Below are 19499 nucleotides of genomic sequence, written 5' to 3' on the forward strand. Positions count from 1 at the left end.
TGCAGGCCTTTGCGGCTGAACCTTTGCCAGTCCGGGCGCAGGTGAATGACCGCGAGCGCTCGTTTTATGGCGATTTGAGGGGGACTTGCAGGAAACGCGCCAGCTCCGCCAGCCCTGCGTCGGCGGGACATCCGGACATGAAAAAGGGATGAGTCCGTTGCCGGAATCATCCCTCTCATCAAGCTACTTCAGTGAATCGAACGGATCAGCCAAACATCGCGAATCCATCGATCGTGGCCGGCAGGTCGTAGACCTGGCCGTCAGCGGTCTGCAGATGCTCGATTTTGTTGTACCCGGCATACCCGGCATACCCGGCATACCCGGGATACCCGGCAGACTCGGCGTACCAGCCTTGCAGTTTCACGCCGCTGTAAGGAACGCCGACGCTGCCGTCGTTGGCGCCATGCAGATAGGCGTCATCACCGATGCGAGTGACGTTCAGCTGGCTGAGATTGGCGACAGTATTCAGGATCAGCGTGTCATTGAGGTCCCAGCCTTCGTCCTGAATCGTTACCAGCCCGGTGGTGTTCACGACATAGGTGTCATCACCCGTACCGCCGAACGCGAAGCCGCCACTGCCGGACTGGCCCGCAAGGTTGAGAACCAGCACGTCATTACCGCTGTCACCGAACAGCATGTAGTTGCTGCCGGTCCCGGTCAGCACGTCATTGCCTTCATCACCGTAGGCAACGCCGCGGTTGACCGTGACGGTGTCATCGCCCTCGTCTCCATGGGCCAATGTACCCAGGTCATTCACGACACTGACGATGACGTCATCGCCCGAACCGCCAGACAGCAAGTCGGCCTGCGCGACATTTGTGTCGAGACCGGATTTCAGTCCGCCATAGAGATAGTCATTGCCATCGCCACCCACAATCTGATCACTACCAGACCCGCCTTCGAGGACGTTGTCACCCGAGTCGCCTCGCAGGAAGTCATCGAACCGGCTACCGCGCAGCCCTTCAATATCGACGTAGGTATCGTAGAGCGCGATACCGCTTTGCGGCCCCCAGCCCAGCGAGGCGCTCAACCCTTCGTTGCTGTCGTCGTAGCTGACGATGTCGATACCGGCTCCGCCCTCAAAGCGATCACCGCCCGCGCCACCCGACAGGACGTCATTGCCGGCACCGGAGATGATTCTGTTGTCTTCGTCGTTACCGTATCCGGTGAAGTCCGCAGTGCCGGTGTAGGTCATGTTCTCGATGAACGCAGCCATGTGCATCGATGACAGGCTGGTGTTCAGTTGATCGAGGCCACCGGGGAAATTCTGCTCGACGATGGTCACACCCTCGCTGTTGATCGTGTACACATCATCACCCGCGCCGCCCTCCAGGGTCAGGCCGCCGACGTTGGCGGTGAAGTGGTCAGCGAACGGCGTACCGATGACTTTCTCCACGTTCAGCAACGTGACATCCGGAGCACCTGCCTGCTGACCAATGCCGATATTGACGCCGTCCCAGGAGAGGCGGTAGCTCACGGTGTCGTAACCATCAGCTCCATCCACGATCATGGCGTTATCGAGCAGATACACCACGTCATCGAAATTCGATCCCTGAATCGCCTCGATACCGGTGAAGGAGTCGCCAGCGGCGATGGACAATGCGTCGAAGTTCTCGAAGTCCAGGACTCTCACTCCTTCGAGGCTGTCGGAATAGCTGACGGTATCGAAGCCTTCGCCACCCACGAAGTGATCAGCGCCGGCGCCGCCCCACAGCCAGTCGTTGCCGGTGCCACCGATGATCTCGTTGTCGCTGGCATTGCCGTAACCCTTGAAGTCGCCCGTGCCGGTAAAGGTCAGCTTCTCGATGAACGGGTCCATCTTGATGGTGTTGAGACTGGTGCGCAGCTCGTCGTAGCCGAGATAGTTTTCCTCGATGATCGTCACACCTTCGCTGCCGACGATATACACATCGTCACCGACACTGCCTTCCAGCGTCACGCCGGCCACATTGCTGGTGAAGGTGTCATTTTGAAAAGTGCCGAAGACCTTCTCCACGCCGATCAGCGTATCGACCTTGCCGTCAGCGGCAGTGACGGTCGTCGAGGTATCGTTGAACTCGACGCTCACCCCCGAGGACAAGGCGTAATAATTCGCCGTATCAAACCCGTCACCGCCATCCAGTACGTCTGATCCCGCAGTGGCGAACAGCAGATCATCCGACTCCAGTCCATAGAGTTCGTCATTGCCATCGGTGCCCCACAGGCCGTCCGCATCACTCGTTCCATTCACTACTGACATTTGCGTCTTCCTTGCGTTGTTGTTGAATCGGGAAACCTGCCTCCCGGGCACAGGCCGATCACGCCAGCAGCAACCGTCCGAGGTCAGCGAATAGAGAAGTATCGACAGGAAAATCCCGATTCTTGAGGCTCTGCGGTGAAAAAAGTATCGATACTGATACAAACGGAATGTTGAAGACGCAAAAAAGGCGACTCGAAAGTCGCCTTTTTTTCAGCAGTGCCGGTCAGTCGGCCAGCCAGCCGTTTTCCCAGTACCGCAGGTTGTCGCCGCGCAGCACGTAGTCGCGCAGTACGACTTCTCGCAGTTCATCACCCATGCGATAGCTCGCATCGGGATCGGCCAGGTGCATGCGGATTGCCTGCAGCCACTCGTCCGTGGAGTTGGTCTTGACCCGGGTGCACGGCAGATAACCCTGATAGGCCTCGGTATCGGTGCAGACCACCGGATAACCGCACGCGCCGTACTCCAGCAGGCGCAGGTTGCTCTTGCAATCGTTGAAGATGTGAAACTCCAGCGGTGCCAGGGCCAGGTCGAGGTTGAGGCTGGCCAGTTTCGCCGGATACACATCCAGCGGGATCACGCCGTGGAACTCATGCATGTACGGACGCAAGTCATCCGGGCACATACCGAAGAACACCCAGTCGACCTCGTTCGCAAGTTCACGGACCACATCGGCAATCACCGCCAGATCTCCGTGGTGGCTGGTGCCGCCGCCCCAGCCGACCCGCGGTTTTTTCGAGGTGCGACGCTGGCTGCGCAGGTCAGTCCACAAGTGCCGCGACAACATGTTCGGTACGACCCGGATGTCGTGATGCATGTCCGACAGAACGTTGGCCAGCGGCTGGGTAGACACCACCACACGATCGCACAGGCCGATCGCCCGCCGCACCAGCCGCTCCATTTCCTGCTTGTTCGGCATGTTGCGAATGTGCGCGTTGCGATGAGGGACATCGATGACATAGTCATCAAGTTCGTAGATCCGCCGGGCGTTGAAAAAGTTTTTCAACGGCGGAATTTCTTCGATGGCACCTTCCGAGTAACGCCCTTGCAATACGATCACGTCGGGGGCCTGGCGCTCGATGTCGATGATCGAAGGCAAGCCGTAGCAGATCCGCCCTTCGACACGATTGGCCGCCTCCAGCTCGATCATCGGCTGGCTGATGCGATAGTGACCGATGGCGGAAGCGTTGATAGGCACCGCCAGCACATTCGGCAACTGCTTGCGTGAAAACGGGCTCCAGCCGGTACGCAGGCCCGGTTCCAGACTGAAGCTGGTCGCACCTACCCCATGCACCGCCAGATTGACGTTGAACGCAGGATCGCGCGCAATCAGTGGCAACCAACGCTTGTAGAACGTTTCGTGCTCCTGAATCTGCAGTTGCTCTTCTTCTGCCGTGGCCTCGGCCGTCGGCCGCGCGCCCAGGGCCAGCATGGCATAAGGTGTCCAGACCACCAGGTAACCTTCCCGGCCGACGCGCAGACACAGATCCGCCACATTCAGAGCCTGCGCCAGATCCTGCTCGTCGAGCCCGTCGACAGTTTCATAGACAGCCTTGCGAATCATCAGGCAATCGCCGCCGACAGCACTCAGGTCATGCACCGCCTGCAAGCGGAACATGTACCCGTCCGCCTGCAACGACTGACCATAGAAGGGCAATCCCACGGCACCTTGCATGCCCAGAATCAGGCCGGCATGCAGCACGCAACCGTCCGGATTGTACAACTTGGCGCCGACGACCCCGACTTCCGGGCGCTGCGCATGGTTGAGCAGTTCGTCCAGCCAGTCGGTCTGGGTGATCACCGCAAAGCTATTGAGCATCAGCACGTATTCGCCGCGGGCCTGCCCTACCGCAAAGTTGTGTGTGGCGGCTGCATTGCCCTGTTGCGCAAAGCTCAGCACACGAACCCGGTCGCTGCCCAGTTGCGCCATGCCGTCCAGCCAGGCCAGTGCTTCGGCGCTGGTGCTGCCGTTATCGACCAGCAACAGCTCGTATTCGGTGTAGGCGGTTTTTTCCAGTAGCGTCTCGACGCAGCGCTGCAAGGCGGCAGTCTGATCCCGGGTCACGATGATGATCGATACCAGCGGACGCCGGCCGTGGTGGTAGTCGACCCGATTGAGCAGTTCACAGCTGCCACGACGGATGTCATGGGCCAGACCAAGGCGCTGCAGATGCGCTTCGAGCACCCGCGGATTCTGTTCGAGGACACCCGGGGCCACGAGCCACTTGGACAGGTCGAACGGCGACTCCAGCATGACCTCGGCAATGTGGCCGACAACCTGTGTGCCATCGCTCTCGACCAGACGCCACAGCACATCGTGCGGCGCGAGCTGTGCGAAGTCAGGGGCAAAACCACCGAGCGCCAGAAAACGCTCACGCTCGAATGCCAATGCCCGACCGACATAGGGGTAGCTGCGCATCAGGTCGAGGTTGAAATCCGGCTTGAACGCAGGCTCTGCCGACTCCCCGTTACGCAAGCTGCCCTCGTCGCTGTACAGACATTTCAGTGACGGGTAATGCACGATGCGCTCGGCCATGACCAGCAACGCCGGTGCCACCAGCCGATCACCGGCCTGCAGCAGGTAGAACCAGTCAGCCCCCGCCAGTTGCGGCAGCAGGGTATTGATCTGCGCCATGCCATCGTCCTGCAAAGGCATGCGGAACACTCGCCCGTCCAGCTCAGTATCGGTACACGAGGCAGACAGGACAAGGATCAGCTCCGGCGGATAATCCTGAGCGGCAAGCGATGCCAGCGTGCGTTCGACACCGTCGCGACTGCCCTGCCCGTCGATGACGATCGGCACGATCCGGGGTTGATGCGTCCAGCCGGCGAGGGTTTCGGGCAGCAGCGTGCGCTGACCTTCGGTCAGTACCCGGCAGTTGAGCCACTGAGCGTAGAGTTCGGCAAAACTCCAACTGTCGATGCCGACACTCCACTCCTGACGACTCTGTTTGGTGCCGAGCGTACGACTCAGCGGCAACTCCTCCCAGACCCTGGGCAGATCATCAGCCTTGGTCAGAGGGATGTAACGAACCCAGCCCGGTGCAGGCGCCGACTCGCCGCTGCGCGCCTTGAGCATCTGCGTCATCCACACACGCTCGACCTCAAGCGCATCTTTCATCGGCTGTTGTGCACTCAGGCGCTCAGGGTACAGCCGCTCGGCGCTTAGCACATTGTTGGACACCGCCAGATTGCCGCGCCTTAGCAGGCAGACATACAGGGCAAAATCCAGCGACGCGACGAAGCAGTGACCTTCCTGAGTCAGCGCCGGCAACAACTCTTCAACGTCGACACGCCGGAACAACGCGTTGGTAAACCCACCGAGGACATTGACCGGGAATTTCTCGAAGATGCCCAGCAGGTCATCGCCCTTGAACAGACCACTGTGCGGCGACAACGACGTGTTTTCCAGGCGCGCGGGCAGAATGATGTCCTGCTCATCCCAGAGCAGCCGCTGGGCCAACACCAGACTGACCTCGCCACGCATCATCTCGTGGGCCTGCTGCCGGATGCAGTCGGCATACAGGTGATCGTCGTCGCACAGGAACTTGATGAACTCGCCCTGCGCCTGACTCAGGCAGGCCTTGAGGTTGCCGACCATTCCCAGGGTGCGCGGATTGCGTATGTAGCGCACGCCCACACCGGACTGTTCGATGACCGACGCAACGATGCGCTCGATCTCGGGCCCCCGACTGTCATCGCAGACGATGATTTCCAAAGGGCTGTAAGTCTGGCTGACAGCACTGTTCAATGTCCGCTCGAAGAAGCGCGGATTGAAGGCAGGAATGACGACGCTGACAAGAGGAAGTGAATTCACGGCGAACTCGCAAGCGGCGGGAACCCGCCCGGAACAGCGAGCCCTTTGAAACCGCAGAAAAAGACAAATGATACAGAGCGATCGGAGCAGGCGGGCGCTTGCGCGCCCGCCCAGGCTTCAGATCTTGTTGAACAGGCCCAACTGAGAGATTTTGCTGAACGCCAGCTGCGATGCCTGCAGCATGGTTTGCTGCAAGGTCAGGCGGGTCATCACTTCGGCCGGATCCGAATCACGGATCGTGCCCTGGGTGGTGGCGTTTGCCAGTTGCAGGCTCTGGTTGGTGGTGCTCTGGTCATCCAGCGACTGCCCGCGGGCGCCGATGGACGTTACCGCACTGCCGATCTGGTTGGCGGCACTGTCGATGTTGCCCAGTGCCGACTCCATTGCCCCCTGGAATTTCTGCTTGGCGACCGGATCACCGTCGATCGGTGTATTCAGCGCCGCGACCATCTGGCCCAGGGTGTCGAGCACGTTCTGGGTCTGGTGGTTGTTGGACTGGATCGAAAACTGATCACCGGCGGCTGGCGTGCCGCCAAGAGCGAAGGTCACGCCTGCTGCCGTGGCGTTGCCGCCGGCCACGGTACCCGACGAGATCGGCTTGCTGTCGGCAGTGACAGGGGCTGCGTACAGGTCGAAGTCAGTCGCGCTGGTGAACTTCAGCACCGCACCGCCGCCCGACGGGAAGGCCGCGTCGTAGGCTGCCTGGTTGGTCACGCTGGAACCGGTGATGACCGCAGTCGACGGGTTGCCTGGGCTGCGTGCGGTGGTGAACGAGTCCGGCGTGGCCGACAGCTGGAAACTGTGACCGGCAATGACGGCGTCCGGGTTGGTGTCACCGGTCTTGAGGTTGATGTTCAACTTCAAGTCGACGCCACGGAAGCTGACCGTCTGGTTGGCGCCGTTGCTGTTGCTGATCAGACCGTTCTGGCTGGCTTCGGCCGTCACATCGTTGCCCAAGGCATCGGTGATCTTCAACTGAGTGCTGCTGATGAAGTCCACGGTGTATGGCTGGCCGGCCGCGAACTTGGAGTTATAGGTCGCGGCGTTGCCAACGATACCGTTGGTCAGCACAACGCGACCGTCATCAACGGCCGGAGCCGTCATATTGGTCTGGGTGCGCGCAGTATTGATGGTCTGCTGGAAAGCATCCCAACCGGTAGTGTTGGTGGCCACCGACAAACCGTCGCCAATGCCCAGGTTGATCTGGGTCTGGTCACCGTTGTAGGTGTAGGTGCCATCGGCATTCTGCGAGTACGGCGCGGTATCGGTCTTCGAGCCGGAGAACAGGTAGTTGCCGTTGGCGTCCTTGGAGTTCATCAAGCCCAGCACTTGTTGCTGGATCTGGCCCAGTTCGGCGGCGTAAGCCTGGCGGTCCTTATCGGTGGCGATGCCGTTGTTGGCTGCCAGCCCGATTTCCTTGGCGCGCTGCAAGGCGTCGGTGATGGCCGTCAGCGTGGACTCCTGAACCGTCAGCGAACTCTTGGTGGTGTCGATGTTGCCTTTGTACTGATCGAGCATCGCGGCCTGCTGACCCAGACGGAGCAAACGACCCGCCCCGATCGGATCGTCGGCGGCGGTGTTGATGCGCTGCAGGCTGCTGGCTTCGTTGGCGGTCGCGACCGTCTTGCTGTAGTTGCGCTGATATTGGGCAGCTTGTGTCGCGTAATACTGGGCGGTGGAAATGCGCATGAATTACGGCTCCTTAAAGGCTGTTGATCAGCGTGGCGAAGGTTTCCTGCGCAGCTTTGATGATCTGCGAAGACGCTGTGTAGTACTGCTGATACTTGACCAGGTTGCCGGTCTCTTCATCCAGGTTGACCTGGGACAGCGAGTCCCGCGCACCCTGGGCCTGATCCAGGATCACCGAGGTGGCTGCGCTGTCGGACTTGCTCTGGGCGGCCTGGGTACCGACGTTGGTCACCAGTTTGTTGTAGGCGTCGGTCAGGCTGATGCCTTTGCTGGCGGTGCCGGTGTCCACGGTCTGCTTGGTTTGCAGGCCGACCAGTGCCTGGGCGTTGCGGTTGTCCGAAGAAGCCGCACCGGTCAGGTTGATGGTGAAGGTTTCGCCGGACTTCGGCGTCGCGCCCACGGTGGTCTGCACGGTGAAGGTCTTTTGCACGTTCGGGATGACGGTAGTGTCCATCACCGGAGCACCGGTGGAGTCGACCATGCCGATCTTCAGGTTCAGGGTGTTGGCCTGCCCCGGCACAATGGTCCCGGTGCCGATGGTGTTGCCCTTGGCGTCGACCATATTGTACGACTGGCTGCCACTGGCGACTGCACCGAACACCAGCTTGACCGGAGTCGAATACTTGAGCGCGTTCTGCAGCTCCGCCTGGGACGCCGGATTGTAGATGTCGACGACGTCAGTCAGCGTCGGCTGGGTGTAGGTGCCCGCGTTGTTGGCACTGGCCACGCCGGTCAACGGTCCGGCTGCCGCGATTTTCTTCGGGTCGGTAAGCACGGTCTGAATGCTGGACGCCGCGTTGCGGGTCGGGGTGACCTTGAACGTATCGCCGGCGCTCAGCGCACCACCGTTAAGGGCCAGGGTAAAGCCGTCGATCACCGGTGGCGGCGTGGTCGTGGTACTGAACGAACCCATGTCGGTGCCGTCGGAGCGCTTGACCGTGTAGTTGGTCGCGCTGGTGAAGGTGACCTGGTAGTCGCTGGTGGTCAGCTTGCCGGTGTCCTTGATGGTGACATCAAGGTTGCCCGAACCTGCGCTGTTACCGGACTGGGCAATACTGCGCTGGCTGATCAGGGCGGCACTGTTGATGTTGTTGAAAATCGCTGCGCCGAAGTCACCGTTCTTGTCGATGCCCTGGGCTTGCTGGCGGTTGATCTGGTCGGCAACGACCAGTGCCACGCGGCCCAGCTCGTTGAGTGCCGGATCAAGCACTTCCTTGCGATAAGTCAGCAGGCCGCCGATTTCACCACCGGTCATCGCCGAGGTGATGTCGATGGTGCTCGAACCACGATCCATCTGGATGCCCATGCGCGATGGGTCATCCTTGAGCGGCACGGTGCTCAGGGTATTGGTGGTATTGCCGATGACCAACGGCTGGCCGCTGCCGATGTAGATGTCGAAGCTGGTGCCACGCTCAACGACTTGCGCGCCGGTCAGCTCGGAGAGCTGACGCACGGCTTCGTTACGGCTGTCGAGCAGATCGTTCGGCTGGCCGCCGCTGGTGGAGATCTCGCCGATCTTCTGGTTCAGCGTGGCAATCGAGGTTGCCAGCTTGTTCACCTGGGACGCCATGTCGGACAGGTTGCCATTGAGCGTGGCGTTCTGATCGTTCATCTGCTTGGCCAGCGCATTGAAGCGACTGGTCAGGGCCTGGGCGCCGGTCAGCACCGACTGACGGGAAGTGTCGTCGGTGGCCGAGGTCGACACGCCTTGCATCGAGGTGAAGAATTTCTGCAGCACACCGGTGAGGCCGGTGTTGGTGTCGGACAGCGAGCCGTCCAGCGCGGTCGCCTGCGCACCGAAGGCGGCGGATTCGCTGTTGAGCGATGTGGCGGTACGCAGCTGCGATTCAAGGTAGGAGTTGTACACCCGACGCACGTCGGCCAGGGTCGTACCGGTACCGATGAACACGTTACCGTACTGAATCGAGGACTTGGTGCCCTGCACGGTTTGCTGACGTGAATAACCGGCGGTGTCGACGTTGGCAATGTTGTTACCTGTCACAGCCAGAGAGGACGAACTCGCGGCCAACCCCGACATCCCGATATTGAGCAAACTCATGATTCAAACCTTACCTTGTGTTTATAAGGGCGTTGTTGAAACGCCGGCCGCAGCGTAGTTCTGATTGACCGTCATCTGCCTGGCAATCTGCGAAATCTTCGTCGCGTAGTTCGGGTCGGTTGCATAACCGGCCTTTTGCAATTCGCGTACAAACTGTTCTGGGTTATCGGCCGACTTCAACACTTCTTGATAGCGATTATTGCTCTGCAACAACGTCACCAGATCGTGGAAGCTGTCCTTGTACGAGGCATAGGAACGGAACTCGGCCGTCTCCTTGACCATCTGCCCGTTGCGGAATTCGCTGGTGATCGCCCGGGCCGAATCGCCCTTCCAGTTGCTGCTGGCCTTGATGCCGAACAGGTTGTGACTGCTGCTGCCGTCCTGGGCGCGCATGACCGATTTGCCCCAGCCGGTTTCCAGCGCAGCCTGAGCCACCAGATAACGCGGATCGACGCCGATGCGAGCTGCGGCCTCCTGCGCCATCGGCAGCATGGTGTTGACGAATTGGTCGGCGCTGCTGAATGCACGCTTGGCTGGCGCCAGCGGGATCTGCGCCATGGCGCGGCCGTAAATCTGCATCTGTCCGCCAGAGGCCTTGTCCGCCTCGGCACGATCCAGCCAGTCGCCGTTGTACAGCGGGCCGGCGCCGGTGGCAGCGACGGTCGTGGCGCGTTGCGGCAATTGAGTGGCCGCTGCCGGCGTGGCCGACGGCACAAGACCTGCGAGCAAGCGATCCGCCAGTTTCGGCGGCAACGCCAGACGACGCTGGTTGATCATTTCCATGTCATTGCGATGGGTCAGTTCAGTGTTCGGCGCATGCACCGAACGCGACGCCCACAGCGGACGCTCGCCATTGAGTCGCGACAACGGACCATTGGCAGCCACGGTGCCAGCGGCAATCGGCGTGGCCACGGCAGCGGCCTTGGCCCTGGCTTCTTCCTGCTTGGCGGCGGACGCGGCCGCAGCCTCGCCCGGCGCCATCGGTTTGTTCTTCGACATCTGCTTGATCAGCACGTCGGCCAGGCCAATACCACCGCCCTCGCGGGACAGGGAAACCGCCAGTTGCTGGTCATACATTTCCTGATACTGCTTGGCTGCCGGCGTATTGAGCGGGTTGTCCTGCCCCAGCGCTTCAGTGGCCGAACGCATCGACTTGAGCATTTCACCGAGGAACAGCGATTCGAATTCCTGCGCAACCTTGCGCATGTTTGCGTCGCTGTTCTTGTCGCCGACCTTCAGCTGGTTCAAGCGATTGAGGTCGGAGTACGAACCCGAATCGCTACTGCTGACCAGACCGCTTTTGCGCATATCCATGATCGGCGTCCTCAGATCACGATCAGGTCGGCTTGCAACGCACCGGCCTGCTTCAGGGCTTCGAGGATGGCCATCAGGTCACCCGGCGCAGCGCCGACCTGGTTCACCGCACGGACGATCTCGTCGAGGGTGGTGCCCGGGCCGAACTTGAACATCGGCTTGGCTTCCTGCTCGGCATTCACACGCGAACGCGGCACCACGGCGGTCTGGCCATTGGACAGCGGGCCCGGCTGGCTGACGATCGGGTCTTCGGTGATGGTCACGGTCAGGCTGCCGTGGGTCACGGCGGCCGGCGATACCTTCACGTTCTGGCCGATGACGATGGTGCCGGTACGCGAGTTGATGATGACTTTCGCCACGGCCTGACCCGGATCGACTTCGAGGTTCTCCAGGATCGACAGGTAGTCGACACGCTGGCTCGGATCGAGCGGCGCGGTCACGCGGATCGAACCGCCGTCGATGGCCTGGGCCACGCCAGGGCCGAGCATGTCGTTGATCTTGTCGACGATCCGCTTGGCGGTAGTGAAGTCGGAACGGTTGAGGTTCAGCGTCAGGCTGTTGCCCTGGTTGAAACCACTCGGCACCGAACGCTCGACCGACGCACCGCCCGGGATGCGACCGGCCGACGGAACGTTGACGGTGATCTTCGAACCGTCACGACCTTCAGCGTCGAAACCGCCAACCACCAGGTTGCCCTGAGCGATGGCGTAGACGTTGCCGTCGATACCCTTGAGCGGGGTCAGCAACAGAGTGCCGCCGCGCAGGCTCTTGGAGTTACCGATGGACGACACGGTGATGTCGACCTGCTGACCCGGCTTGGCGAACGCCGGCAGATCGGCACTCACCGATACTGCCGCGACGTTTTTCAGCTGCACGTTGCCCGATCCCGGCGGCACCTTGATGCCGAACTGCGAGAGCATGTTGTTGAAGGTCTGCAGGGTGAACGGGGTCTGCGTGGTCTGGTCGCCGGTACCGTTAAGACCGACCACCAGGCCATAGCCGATCAACTGGTTGGAACGCACGCCAGAGATGCTGGCGATGTCCTTCAACCGTTCGGCTTGTGCATTGAAGGCCGCCGACAACAGGAACGCGGCCACCATGAGACTTCTGAAATTCAACGTAGCCACCTAGAAAGGGAACAGCGGGCTGAGGAAGAAACGGTCGAACCAGCCTGGCTGACTCGCATCGGCGAACGAACCGGTGCCCGAGTAGGTGATGCGCGCATCGGCGACACGGGTCGAGGACACGGTGTTGTCGGTGGCGATGTCATCGGCCCGCACGAGACCGGCGATCCGCACCAGCTCGTCGCCGGTGTTGAGGGTCATCCACTTCTCGCCACGCACGGCGATGATGCCGTTGGGCAGCACGTCGGCGACGGTCACGGTGATCGAGCCGGTCAGGGTGTTGCCCTGGGCGGCCTTGCTGTCACCCTTGGTCGCGCGGTCGCCGCTGTAACCGACATCCAGGCTCAGGTCGTTACCGCCCAACGGGTTGTTGGTGGTGGCGCTACCGCCGAACAGCGACGTCAGGCCGATGCCGGTCTTGCTGTTCTTGGCCACCTGCGAGTTGGCGTTCTTGCTGGCCTGGGTCCTCTCGTTCAGGGTGATGGTGATGATGTCACCGACCCGGAACGCCTTGCGGTCGCTGTACAGGTTCTGCTCGAAACCGGCCTGATAGATCGAGCCGTTGTTGGCGGCCGACGGCAACGGTGTGCGCGGCAACACCGGGGCGTAGTAAGGATCATTGGGCTTGGGCGTCGGAGCGACGCAGCCCGCGAGCGAGACGACCCCGCTCAATGCCACAACAGATACAAAGCGTTTCATGACCCTTACCTCACGGTGTTGCAGGCGACCTCATGGCCGCCTCATAGACTTGATTACAGATTCTGCGTTACGAACGAGAGCATCTGGTCGGCGGTGGAGATCACCTTGGAGTTCATCTCGTACGCGCGCTGGGTGGTGATCATGTTGACCATCTCTTCCACGGTGCTGACGTTGGAGGTTTCCAGGGTGTTCTGCAGCGTGGTGCCGAAACCGTTCAGGCCCGGAGTACCGACTTGCGGCGCACCGGAAGCGGCGGTTTCCAGGAACAGGTTGTTGCCCACCGCTTGCAGACCGGCCGGGTTGATGAAGTCAGCGGTTTGCAGGTTGCCGATCACCTGAGCGGCAGGGTTGCCGGCGACGGTGATCGACACGGTGCCGTCACGACCGACCGTGAAGGTCTGGGCGTTGTTCGGGATGACGATGGCCGGTTCCAGGGCGAAACCGCTGGCGTTGACGATCTGGCCGTTGGAGTCGAGGTGGAAAGTACCGTCACGGGTGTAGGACGTGGTGCCGTCCGGTTGCAGGATCTGGAAGAAACCGCGACCGTCGATGGCCATGTCCAGCGGCTGCTCGGTGGTTTGCAGGCTGCCGGCGGTGAAGTTTTTCTGGGTGCCGACGATGCGCACACCGGTACCCACTTGCAGACCCGACGGCAGTTCGCTGTCCTGGGTCGACTGGGCGCCTGGCTGACGCTTGATCTGGTACAGCAGGTCCTGGAACTCGGCGCGGTCACGTTTGAAACCCGTGGTCGACACGTTCGCCAGGTTGTTGGAAATGGTGGTCAGGTTGGTGTCCTGGGCGGACAGACCGGTTTTGGCAACCCATAGAGCCGGAAGCATTCGATTCTCCTCGTGCGCCTGTTTTACGGCGCGACGTTCTGATAATTAGCTGATCTGCAAGACCCGAGCCATGGCCTGGTCGTCGTCTTTGGCGGTGTTCATCATCTTGACGTGCAGTTCGAACTGCTTGGCCAGAGCCAGCACCGACGTCATTTCTTCCACGGCGTTGACGTTGCTCGACTCCAGGAAACCCGACACCAGTTTGACGTTGGCATCGGCCGGCGCAGGCTGGCCGTCCTTGGTATAAATCGAACCGTCCAGGCCCTTGTTCATGTTCTTGATGTCCGGGTTGACCAGCTTGATCCGGTCGACTTCGGCCATGACGCGCGGGCCTTCGCCCATCGCCCGAATGCTGATGGTGCCGTCTTCGCCGACTTCCACCTGCTGCTCCGGCGGCACCGCGATCGGCCCGCCGTTGCCCATGACCGGCATGCCATTGCCGGCACGCAATACGCCAAGTGCGTCGATATTCAGGCTGCCGGTGCGCACGTAGCTTTCGCCGCCGTTGGGGTTCTGCACGGCGATCCAGCCGTTGCCGGACACAGCCACGTCGAGGTCACGACCGGTCTGCACCAGCGAGCCCGGCGTGAAGTCGGTGGCGGGCCGTTCGCTCATCGCAAACGCACGCGCCGGAAAGCTGTCACCGAACACCGGCATCGAACGCGCCTGTTCCAGGTCGCGCTGAAAACCGTTGGTGGAGATGTTCGCCAGGTTGTTGGCATGAGCCTTTTGCGCCAGTGCGTTCTGGCTGGCGCCGGTCATTGCCACATAAAGGTACTTGTCCACACTCTTTCCTCTGCATGCCGGACGTTTGCCGCCCACCGCTGTACTGCTGAGCCATAAGCAATTTGCAGACCAACTTTTTTCTGACGGCCGAGGACCCGGTAAACAAAGGACTTGAGGGATTAGGCGGGGATGAGGGCAATGTATCGAAGACGAAAAACCGGCGGTGTCATGCCGCTTGGCGGCAAATACCTGATCCTGATTGCTGATCGCGGATCGTTCCCACGTCGAGGCGTCGAACCGTCCGCGTGGGAACGCAGCCCGGGACGCTCCGCGTCCCAAAGCGGACGCAGAGCGTCCATTGAGGCATTCCCACGCAGAGCGTGGGAACGATCAGCGTGGGGGGATCAATGTGTGGCTGATTAGGCGCTGCCTGACTCCTTGCCGACTTCATACTCACGCAGCTTGTTGGCAATCGTAGTGTGCGAAACCCCGAGCCGCTTACCCAGCTGCCGACTGCTCGGATGCTCGGAATACAAGCGCTCCAGCACAGCTTTCTCGAAGCGCCCGACAATCTCGTCCAGCCCGCCCTCGAGGGAGAAATCGCCAAGCGGCTGACGCACGCCGTAATCCGGCAGGCGAATGTGCTCGGCCTTGACTGTGCCGCCGTCGCACAGCGAAACCGCCTGGAACAGCACGTTCTCGAGCTGCCGCACGTTGCCCGGCCAATGGTAGTGACTGAGCCGGTCCATCGCCGCCGGTGCCAGTTTCGTCAGCGGGCAGCCGATCTGCCGGCTGGCCTGATCAAGGAAGTGCTCCACCAGCGGCGTCAAACCGTCGAGACATTCGCGCAGTGGCGGGATGTGCAGCGACAGCACGTTCAAGCGGTGATACAGATCCTGGCGAAACTCGCCGCGCGCACACAGCTCCGACAGGTCGACCTGGGTTGCGCAGATCACCCGCACATCCAGGTAAACCTCCTCATCACTGCCCACCCGCCGGAAGCAGCCGTCCTGCAGGAAACGCAGCAATTTCACCTGTAAGCGCGGGCTCATTTCGCCGACGCCGTCGAGGAACAACGTGCCCCCCGCCGTCAGCTCCAGCAGCCCGAGCTTGCCTTCGGCACGCGCACCTTCAAAGGCACCGGGACCGTAGCCAAACAGTTCGGTCTCGGCCATCGACTCCGGCAGCCCGGCGCAGTTGAGCGCCATCAACGGCGACTGGCCGCGCGGGCTCGCCAGGTGACAGGCCCGCGCCAGCAATTCCTTGCCGGTGCCGGTTTCGCCTTCAATCAACAACGGCGCATCCAGCGGTGCCATGCGTCGCGCTTCGCGCACCACCGCCGCCATCACTTTCGAGCTCTGGAAGATGCTGTCGAAGCCACGCAGTTCCTGCTTGCGCACGTTATAGATGCGCTCGCCGACGCGGTCAGCCCGGTGCAAGGTCAGCACGGCACCGGCCATGGCCTCGCTGTCGTCGTGCTCCGATTGCAACGGCGCAATGTCGGCCAGAAAGATGTCGCCCTTGACCTTGACCCGCATGCCGTTGATTCGCGATTTGTTGGCGCGCACCAGTTCCGGCAGGTCGAAATCTTCGGCGTAACGCGACAGAGGAATCCCCGGCACCTCATCCACCCGCACCCCGAGCAACTGCGCCGCCGCCCGGTTGGCCGCCACGATGGAGCCGCCCATGTCGATCGACAGCACCGGAAATTCCAGCGCGCCGAGCAGTGCATTCAATTCCATGTGCCGCCGCTCGCTGGGCATCAGCCCTACCCGCTTGACGCCGAACACCCCGGCAATCGCCTCGAACTTGGGTCGCAGCGCCTGGAACTGAATGTTGATCAGGTTCGGGCAATGCAGATAGATCGCGTTGCCATGCTCACCGCCCACCTCGCCACGGGCGACGTTGATCCCGTACTCCACCAGCAGATTGAGAATGTCGCGCAAGATGCCGATGCGGTTCTGGCAGTGGACTTTGATACGCATATAAAGGCCCGAAACAGGTGAAAAAGTGGTCTGACGCCGGAATTTTCTGCGCCGCGCGCAAGATAGTCGTCAAGATTATGTGACAGCCATCGGTCTTTTCAAACCCGACAGTCACCGCAAACACGACTTATCGCACGAAGCGTAACGAAAATTTTACGAATTAAAGAGACTTTTCCTACTCGGCCGGTCTTCAACCTGCTGCAACAACGAACGTTCCGGGGTATTTCTCAGTCCATCGCAGGACATAACAAGAACGAAATTCCCCTCGCAGGAGAGCAGTATGAAGCAGACGCAATACGTGGCCCGCGAGCCCGATGCGCAAGGTTTTATCGACTACCCCGCCGAAGAACACGCGGTGTGGAACACGCTGATCACCCGCCAGATGAAAGTGATCGAGGGGCGTGCGTGCCAGGAATACCTGGACGGTATCGAAAAACTCGGTCTGCCCCACGACCGCATTCCGCAATTGGGCGAGATCAACAAGGTGCTCGGCGAGACCACCGGTTGGCAGGTTGCCCGCGTTCCCGCGCTGATCCCTTTCCAGACCTTTTTCGAATTGCTCGCCAGCAAGCAGTTTCCGGTGGCCACGTTCATTCGCACCCGTGAAGAACTGGACTACCTGCAAGAGCCGGACATTTTCCACGAGATCTTTGGCCACTGCCCGCTGCTGACCAACCCGTGGTTCGCCGAATTCACCCACACCTACGGCAAACTCGGCCTGCAGGCCACCAAGGAAGAACGCGTTTATCTGGCGCGGCTGTACTGGATGACCATCGAGTTCGGCCTGGTCGACACCCCGCAAGGCAAACGCATCTACGGCGGCGGCATCCTGTCTTCGCCGAAAGAAACTGTTTACTCGCTGTCGGACGAGCCCGAGCATCAGGCCTTCGATCCGCTGGAAGCCATGCGCACGCCATACCGCATCGACATCCTGCAACCGCTGTACTTTGTCCTGCCAAATCTCAAGCGCCTGTTCGACCTGGCCCACGAAGACATCATGGCCATGGTCAAGCAAGGCATGCAGCTGGGTCTGCACGCACCGAAGTTTCCGCCAAAACCAAAAGCTGCGTGAACCGTGGCTTTTACTTACAAGTGAGTCTGCCAGTCGTCGCGGCTTTGGTTTAGCGTGACGACATTGACGACCGTAACAGCTCTTATAAAAAAGACATCCGATCTCAGGAATCAAACCATGTCCACTTTGAACCAAGCCCATTGCGAAGCGTGCCGTGCCGATGCCCCACAAGTCAGCGATGAAGAACTGCCGATCCTGATCAAGCAGATCCCTGACTGGAACATCGAAGTCCGCGACAGCATCATGCAGCTGGAAAAAGTCTTCCTGTTCAAGAATTTCAAGCACGCGCTGGCCTTCACCAACGCCGTCGGCGAGATCTCCGAGGCCGAAGGTCACCACCCGGGCCTGCTGACCGAGTGGGGCAAAGTCACCGTGACCTGGTGGAGCCACTCGATCAAAGGCCTGCACCGCAACGACTTCATCATGGCCGCGCGCACTGACGAAGTGGCCAAGACCGCAGAAGGACGCAAGTAATGCACTTCGACGCCATCGGCCGGGTGCCCGGCGACCCGATCCTCGGTCTGATGGAGGCCTACGCGCAGGATTCCAACCCGCGCAAGTTCGACCTCGGCGTGGGCGTCTACAAGGACGCCCAGGGCCTGACGCCGATCCCCGAGGCGGTGAAAATTGCCGAGGCGCGCCTGATCGAGAGCCAGGACACCAAGACCTACATCGGTGGCCATGGCAATCCGCTGTTCGGCAAAGTCATCAATGAGCTGGTGCTCGGTGCCGATTCGGCACTGATCGCCGAGCAACGTGCCGGCGCCACCCAGACCCCGGGCGGCACGGGTGCCCTGCGTCTGGCAGCGGATTTCATCGCGCAATGCCTGCCGGGCAAAGGCGTCTGGCTGAGCAACCCGACCTGGCCGATCCACGAAACGATTTTCGCGGCCGCCGGGGTCAAGATCAGCCATTACCCATACGTCGGCAGCGACAACCGCCTTGACGTCGATGCCATGCTTGCCGTGCTCAACGAAGTGCCGAAAGGCGATGTGGTGCTGCTGCACGCGTGCTGCCACAACCCGACCGGGTTCGACCTGAGCCACGACGACTGGCAGCGAGTGCTGGAGGTGGTACGCCGCCGTGACCTGCTGCCGCTGATCGACTTTGCCTACCAGGGCTTTGGCGACGGACTGGAGCAGGATGCATGGTCGACCCGGCTGTTTGCGGCCGAGTTGCCCGAGCTGCTGATCACCAGCTCCTGCTCGAAGAATTTCGGCCTGTACCGCGACCGCACCGGTGCGTTGATCGTCAGCGCGAAAACTGCTGACAAGCTCATCGACATCCGCAGCCAGTTGGCGCACATTGCCCGCAACCTTTGGTCGACGCCACCGGATCACGGCGCGGCCGTGGTCGCCACGATCCTCGCCGACCCGGAGCTGAAACGCCGCTGGGCCGACGAAGTGGAAGCCATGCGTCTGCGCATCGCCCAGTTGCGCAGCGGTCTGGTGGAAGCGCTGGAGCCGCACGGTCTGCGCGAGCGTTTTGCACACATCGGCGTGCAACGCGGGATGTTCTCCTACACCGGCCTGTCGCCGGAACAGGTGAAAAACCTGCGCGAGCATCACAGCGTGTACATGGTCAGCTCGGGCCGGGCCAACGTTGCGGGGATTGATGCAACGCGTCTCGACCTGCTGGCCGAAGCGATCGCCAACGTCTGCAACTAACCCTCTCCGTGATCGTTCCCACGCTCTGCGTGGGAATGCAGCCCGGGACGCTCTGCGTCCCTGCCGAAGCGGACGCAGAGCGTCCATTGAGGCATTCCCACGCGGAGCGTGGGAACGATCAGGCACGGAACATGGGGTCGGATCAGGGCTGCGTCACCCTGTCGCACTTGTCTAGACAATCCCGCCTGTCGAAACAAATGGATTTAAAAATCTGTTTGTCACTTTTCCTGCTGTATCCTTCGCAAGCTTTCTGAAAGCGCGGATCTACC

At 61.1% G+C, this 19499-nt stretch carries 13 protein-coding genes; 3 read left to right on the plus strand and 10 right to left on the minus strand.

Going from position 1 to position 19499, the window contains the following annotated elements; translation table 11 throughout:
- Window positions 1-205: 205 nt before the first annotated feature.
- The 10 genes from ACTJK7_RS15800 to ACTJK7_RS15845 all read right to left on the minus strand — a co-directional run bounded on the left by ACTJK7_RS15800 (window position 206) and on the right by ACTJK7_RS15845 (window position 16491).
- Entirely contained in the window at window positions 206-2239 is a 2034-nt protein-coding gene (locus ACTJK7_RS15800; RefSeq protein WP_323150870.1) for a calcium-binding protein, read from the minus strand.
- Window positions 2240-2462: 223 nt separating this feature from the next.
- Window positions 2463-6056, minus strand: a complete 3594-nt coding sequence (locus ACTJK7_RS15805; RefSeq protein WP_323150869.1) for a glycosyltransferase — start codon at window positions 6054-6056, stop codon at window positions 2463-2465.
- Window positions 6057-6173: 117 nt separating this feature from the next.
- Entirely contained in the window at window positions 6174-7745 is a 1572-nt protein-coding gene (locus ACTJK7_RS15810; protein WP_323150868.1) for a flagellar hook-associated protein 3, read from the minus strand.
- A gap of 13 nt (window positions 7746-7758) precedes the next feature.
- The gene (gene flgK / locus ACTJK7_RS15815) at window positions 7759-9804 is read right to left on the minus strand and encodes a flagellar hook-associated protein FlgK (protein WP_064378598.1); all 2046 of its coding nucleotides are present in this window, start codon (window positions 9802-9804) and stop codon (window positions 7759-7761) included.
- Between the two features lie 21 nt (window positions 9805-9825).
- Window positions 9826-11118: a flagellar assembly peptidoglycan hydrolase FlgJ gene (flgJ, locus tag ACTJK7_RS15820; RefSeq protein WP_323150867.1), complete on the minus strand. Its 1293-nt coding sequence runs from the start codon at window positions 11116-11118 to the stop codon at window positions 9826-9828.
- 11 nt (window positions 11119-11129) lie between these two features.
- Complete coding sequence (locus tag ACTJK7_RS15825; protein WP_039765528.1) at window positions 11130-12218, minus strand: flagellar basal body P-ring protein FlgI; 1089 nt, start codon at window positions 12216-12218, stop codon at window positions 11130-11132.
- Between the two features lie 27 nt (window positions 12219-12245).
- Window positions 12246-12941, minus strand: a complete 696-nt coding sequence (flgH, locus tag ACTJK7_RS15830; protein ID WP_011333018.1) for a flagellar basal body L-ring protein FlgH — start codon at window positions 12939-12941, stop codon at window positions 12246-12248.
- A 53-nt stretch (window positions 12942-12994) separates the two neighbouring features.
- On the minus strand, window positions 12995-13780 hold the full coding sequence (flgG, locus tag ACTJK7_RS15835; protein ID WP_011333017.1) for a flagellar basal-body rod protein FlgG: 786 nt from the start codon (window positions 13778-13780) through the stop codon (window positions 12995-12997).
- Between the two features lie 45 nt (window positions 13781-13825).
- Window positions 13826-14566 (minus strand): flagellar basal body rod protein FlgF, encoded by a 741-nt coding sequence (locus ACTJK7_RS15840; RefSeq protein WP_007958343.1) that lies wholly within the window; start codon window positions 14564-14566, stop codon window positions 13826-13828.
- A gap of 359 nt (window positions 14567-14925) precedes the next feature.
- On the minus strand, window positions 14926-16491 hold the full coding sequence (locus ACTJK7_RS15845; RefSeq protein WP_440780646.1) for a sigma-54-dependent transcriptional regulator: 1566 nt from the start codon (window positions 16489-16491) through the stop codon (window positions 14926-14928).
- Window positions 16492-16771: 280 nt separating this feature from the next.
- Between ACTJK7_RS15845 and phhA the strand changes: the two genes are divergently transcribed.
- From phhA to ACTJK7_RS15860, 3 genes are all read left to right on the plus strand, one after another.
- Window positions 16772-17563 carry a phenylalanine 4-monooxygenase gene (phhA, locus tag ACTJK7_RS15850; RefSeq protein ID WP_039765515.1) on the plus strand — a complete coding sequence of 264 codons (792 nt, stop codon included), beginning with the start codon at window positions 16772-16774 and terminating at the stop codon, window positions 17561-17563.
- A gap of 117 nt (window positions 17564-17680) precedes the next feature.
- The gene (locus ACTJK7_RS15855; RefSeq protein ID WP_003222798.1) at window positions 17681-18037 is read left to right on the plus strand and encodes a 4a-hydroxytetrahydrobiopterin dehydratase; all 357 of its coding nucleotides are present in this window, start codon (window positions 17681-17683) and stop codon (window positions 18035-18037) included.
- Window positions 18037-19230, plus strand: a complete 1194-nt coding sequence (locus ACTJK7_RS15860; RefSeq protein WP_108560226.1) for an amino acid aminotransferase — start codon at window positions 18037-18039, stop codon at window positions 19228-19230. The genes ACTJK7_RS15855 and ACTJK7_RS15860 overlap by 1 nt, the downstream gene beginning before the upstream one ends.
- Window positions 19231-19499: the final 269 nt, after the last annotated feature.

This window comes from Pseudomonas sp. 22085, assembly GCF_052045815.1.
In the GTDB taxonomy this organism is placed as follows: Bacteria; Pseudomonadota; Gammaproteobacteria; order Pseudomonadales; family Pseudomonadaceae; genus Aquipseudomonas; species Aquipseudomonas glycinae.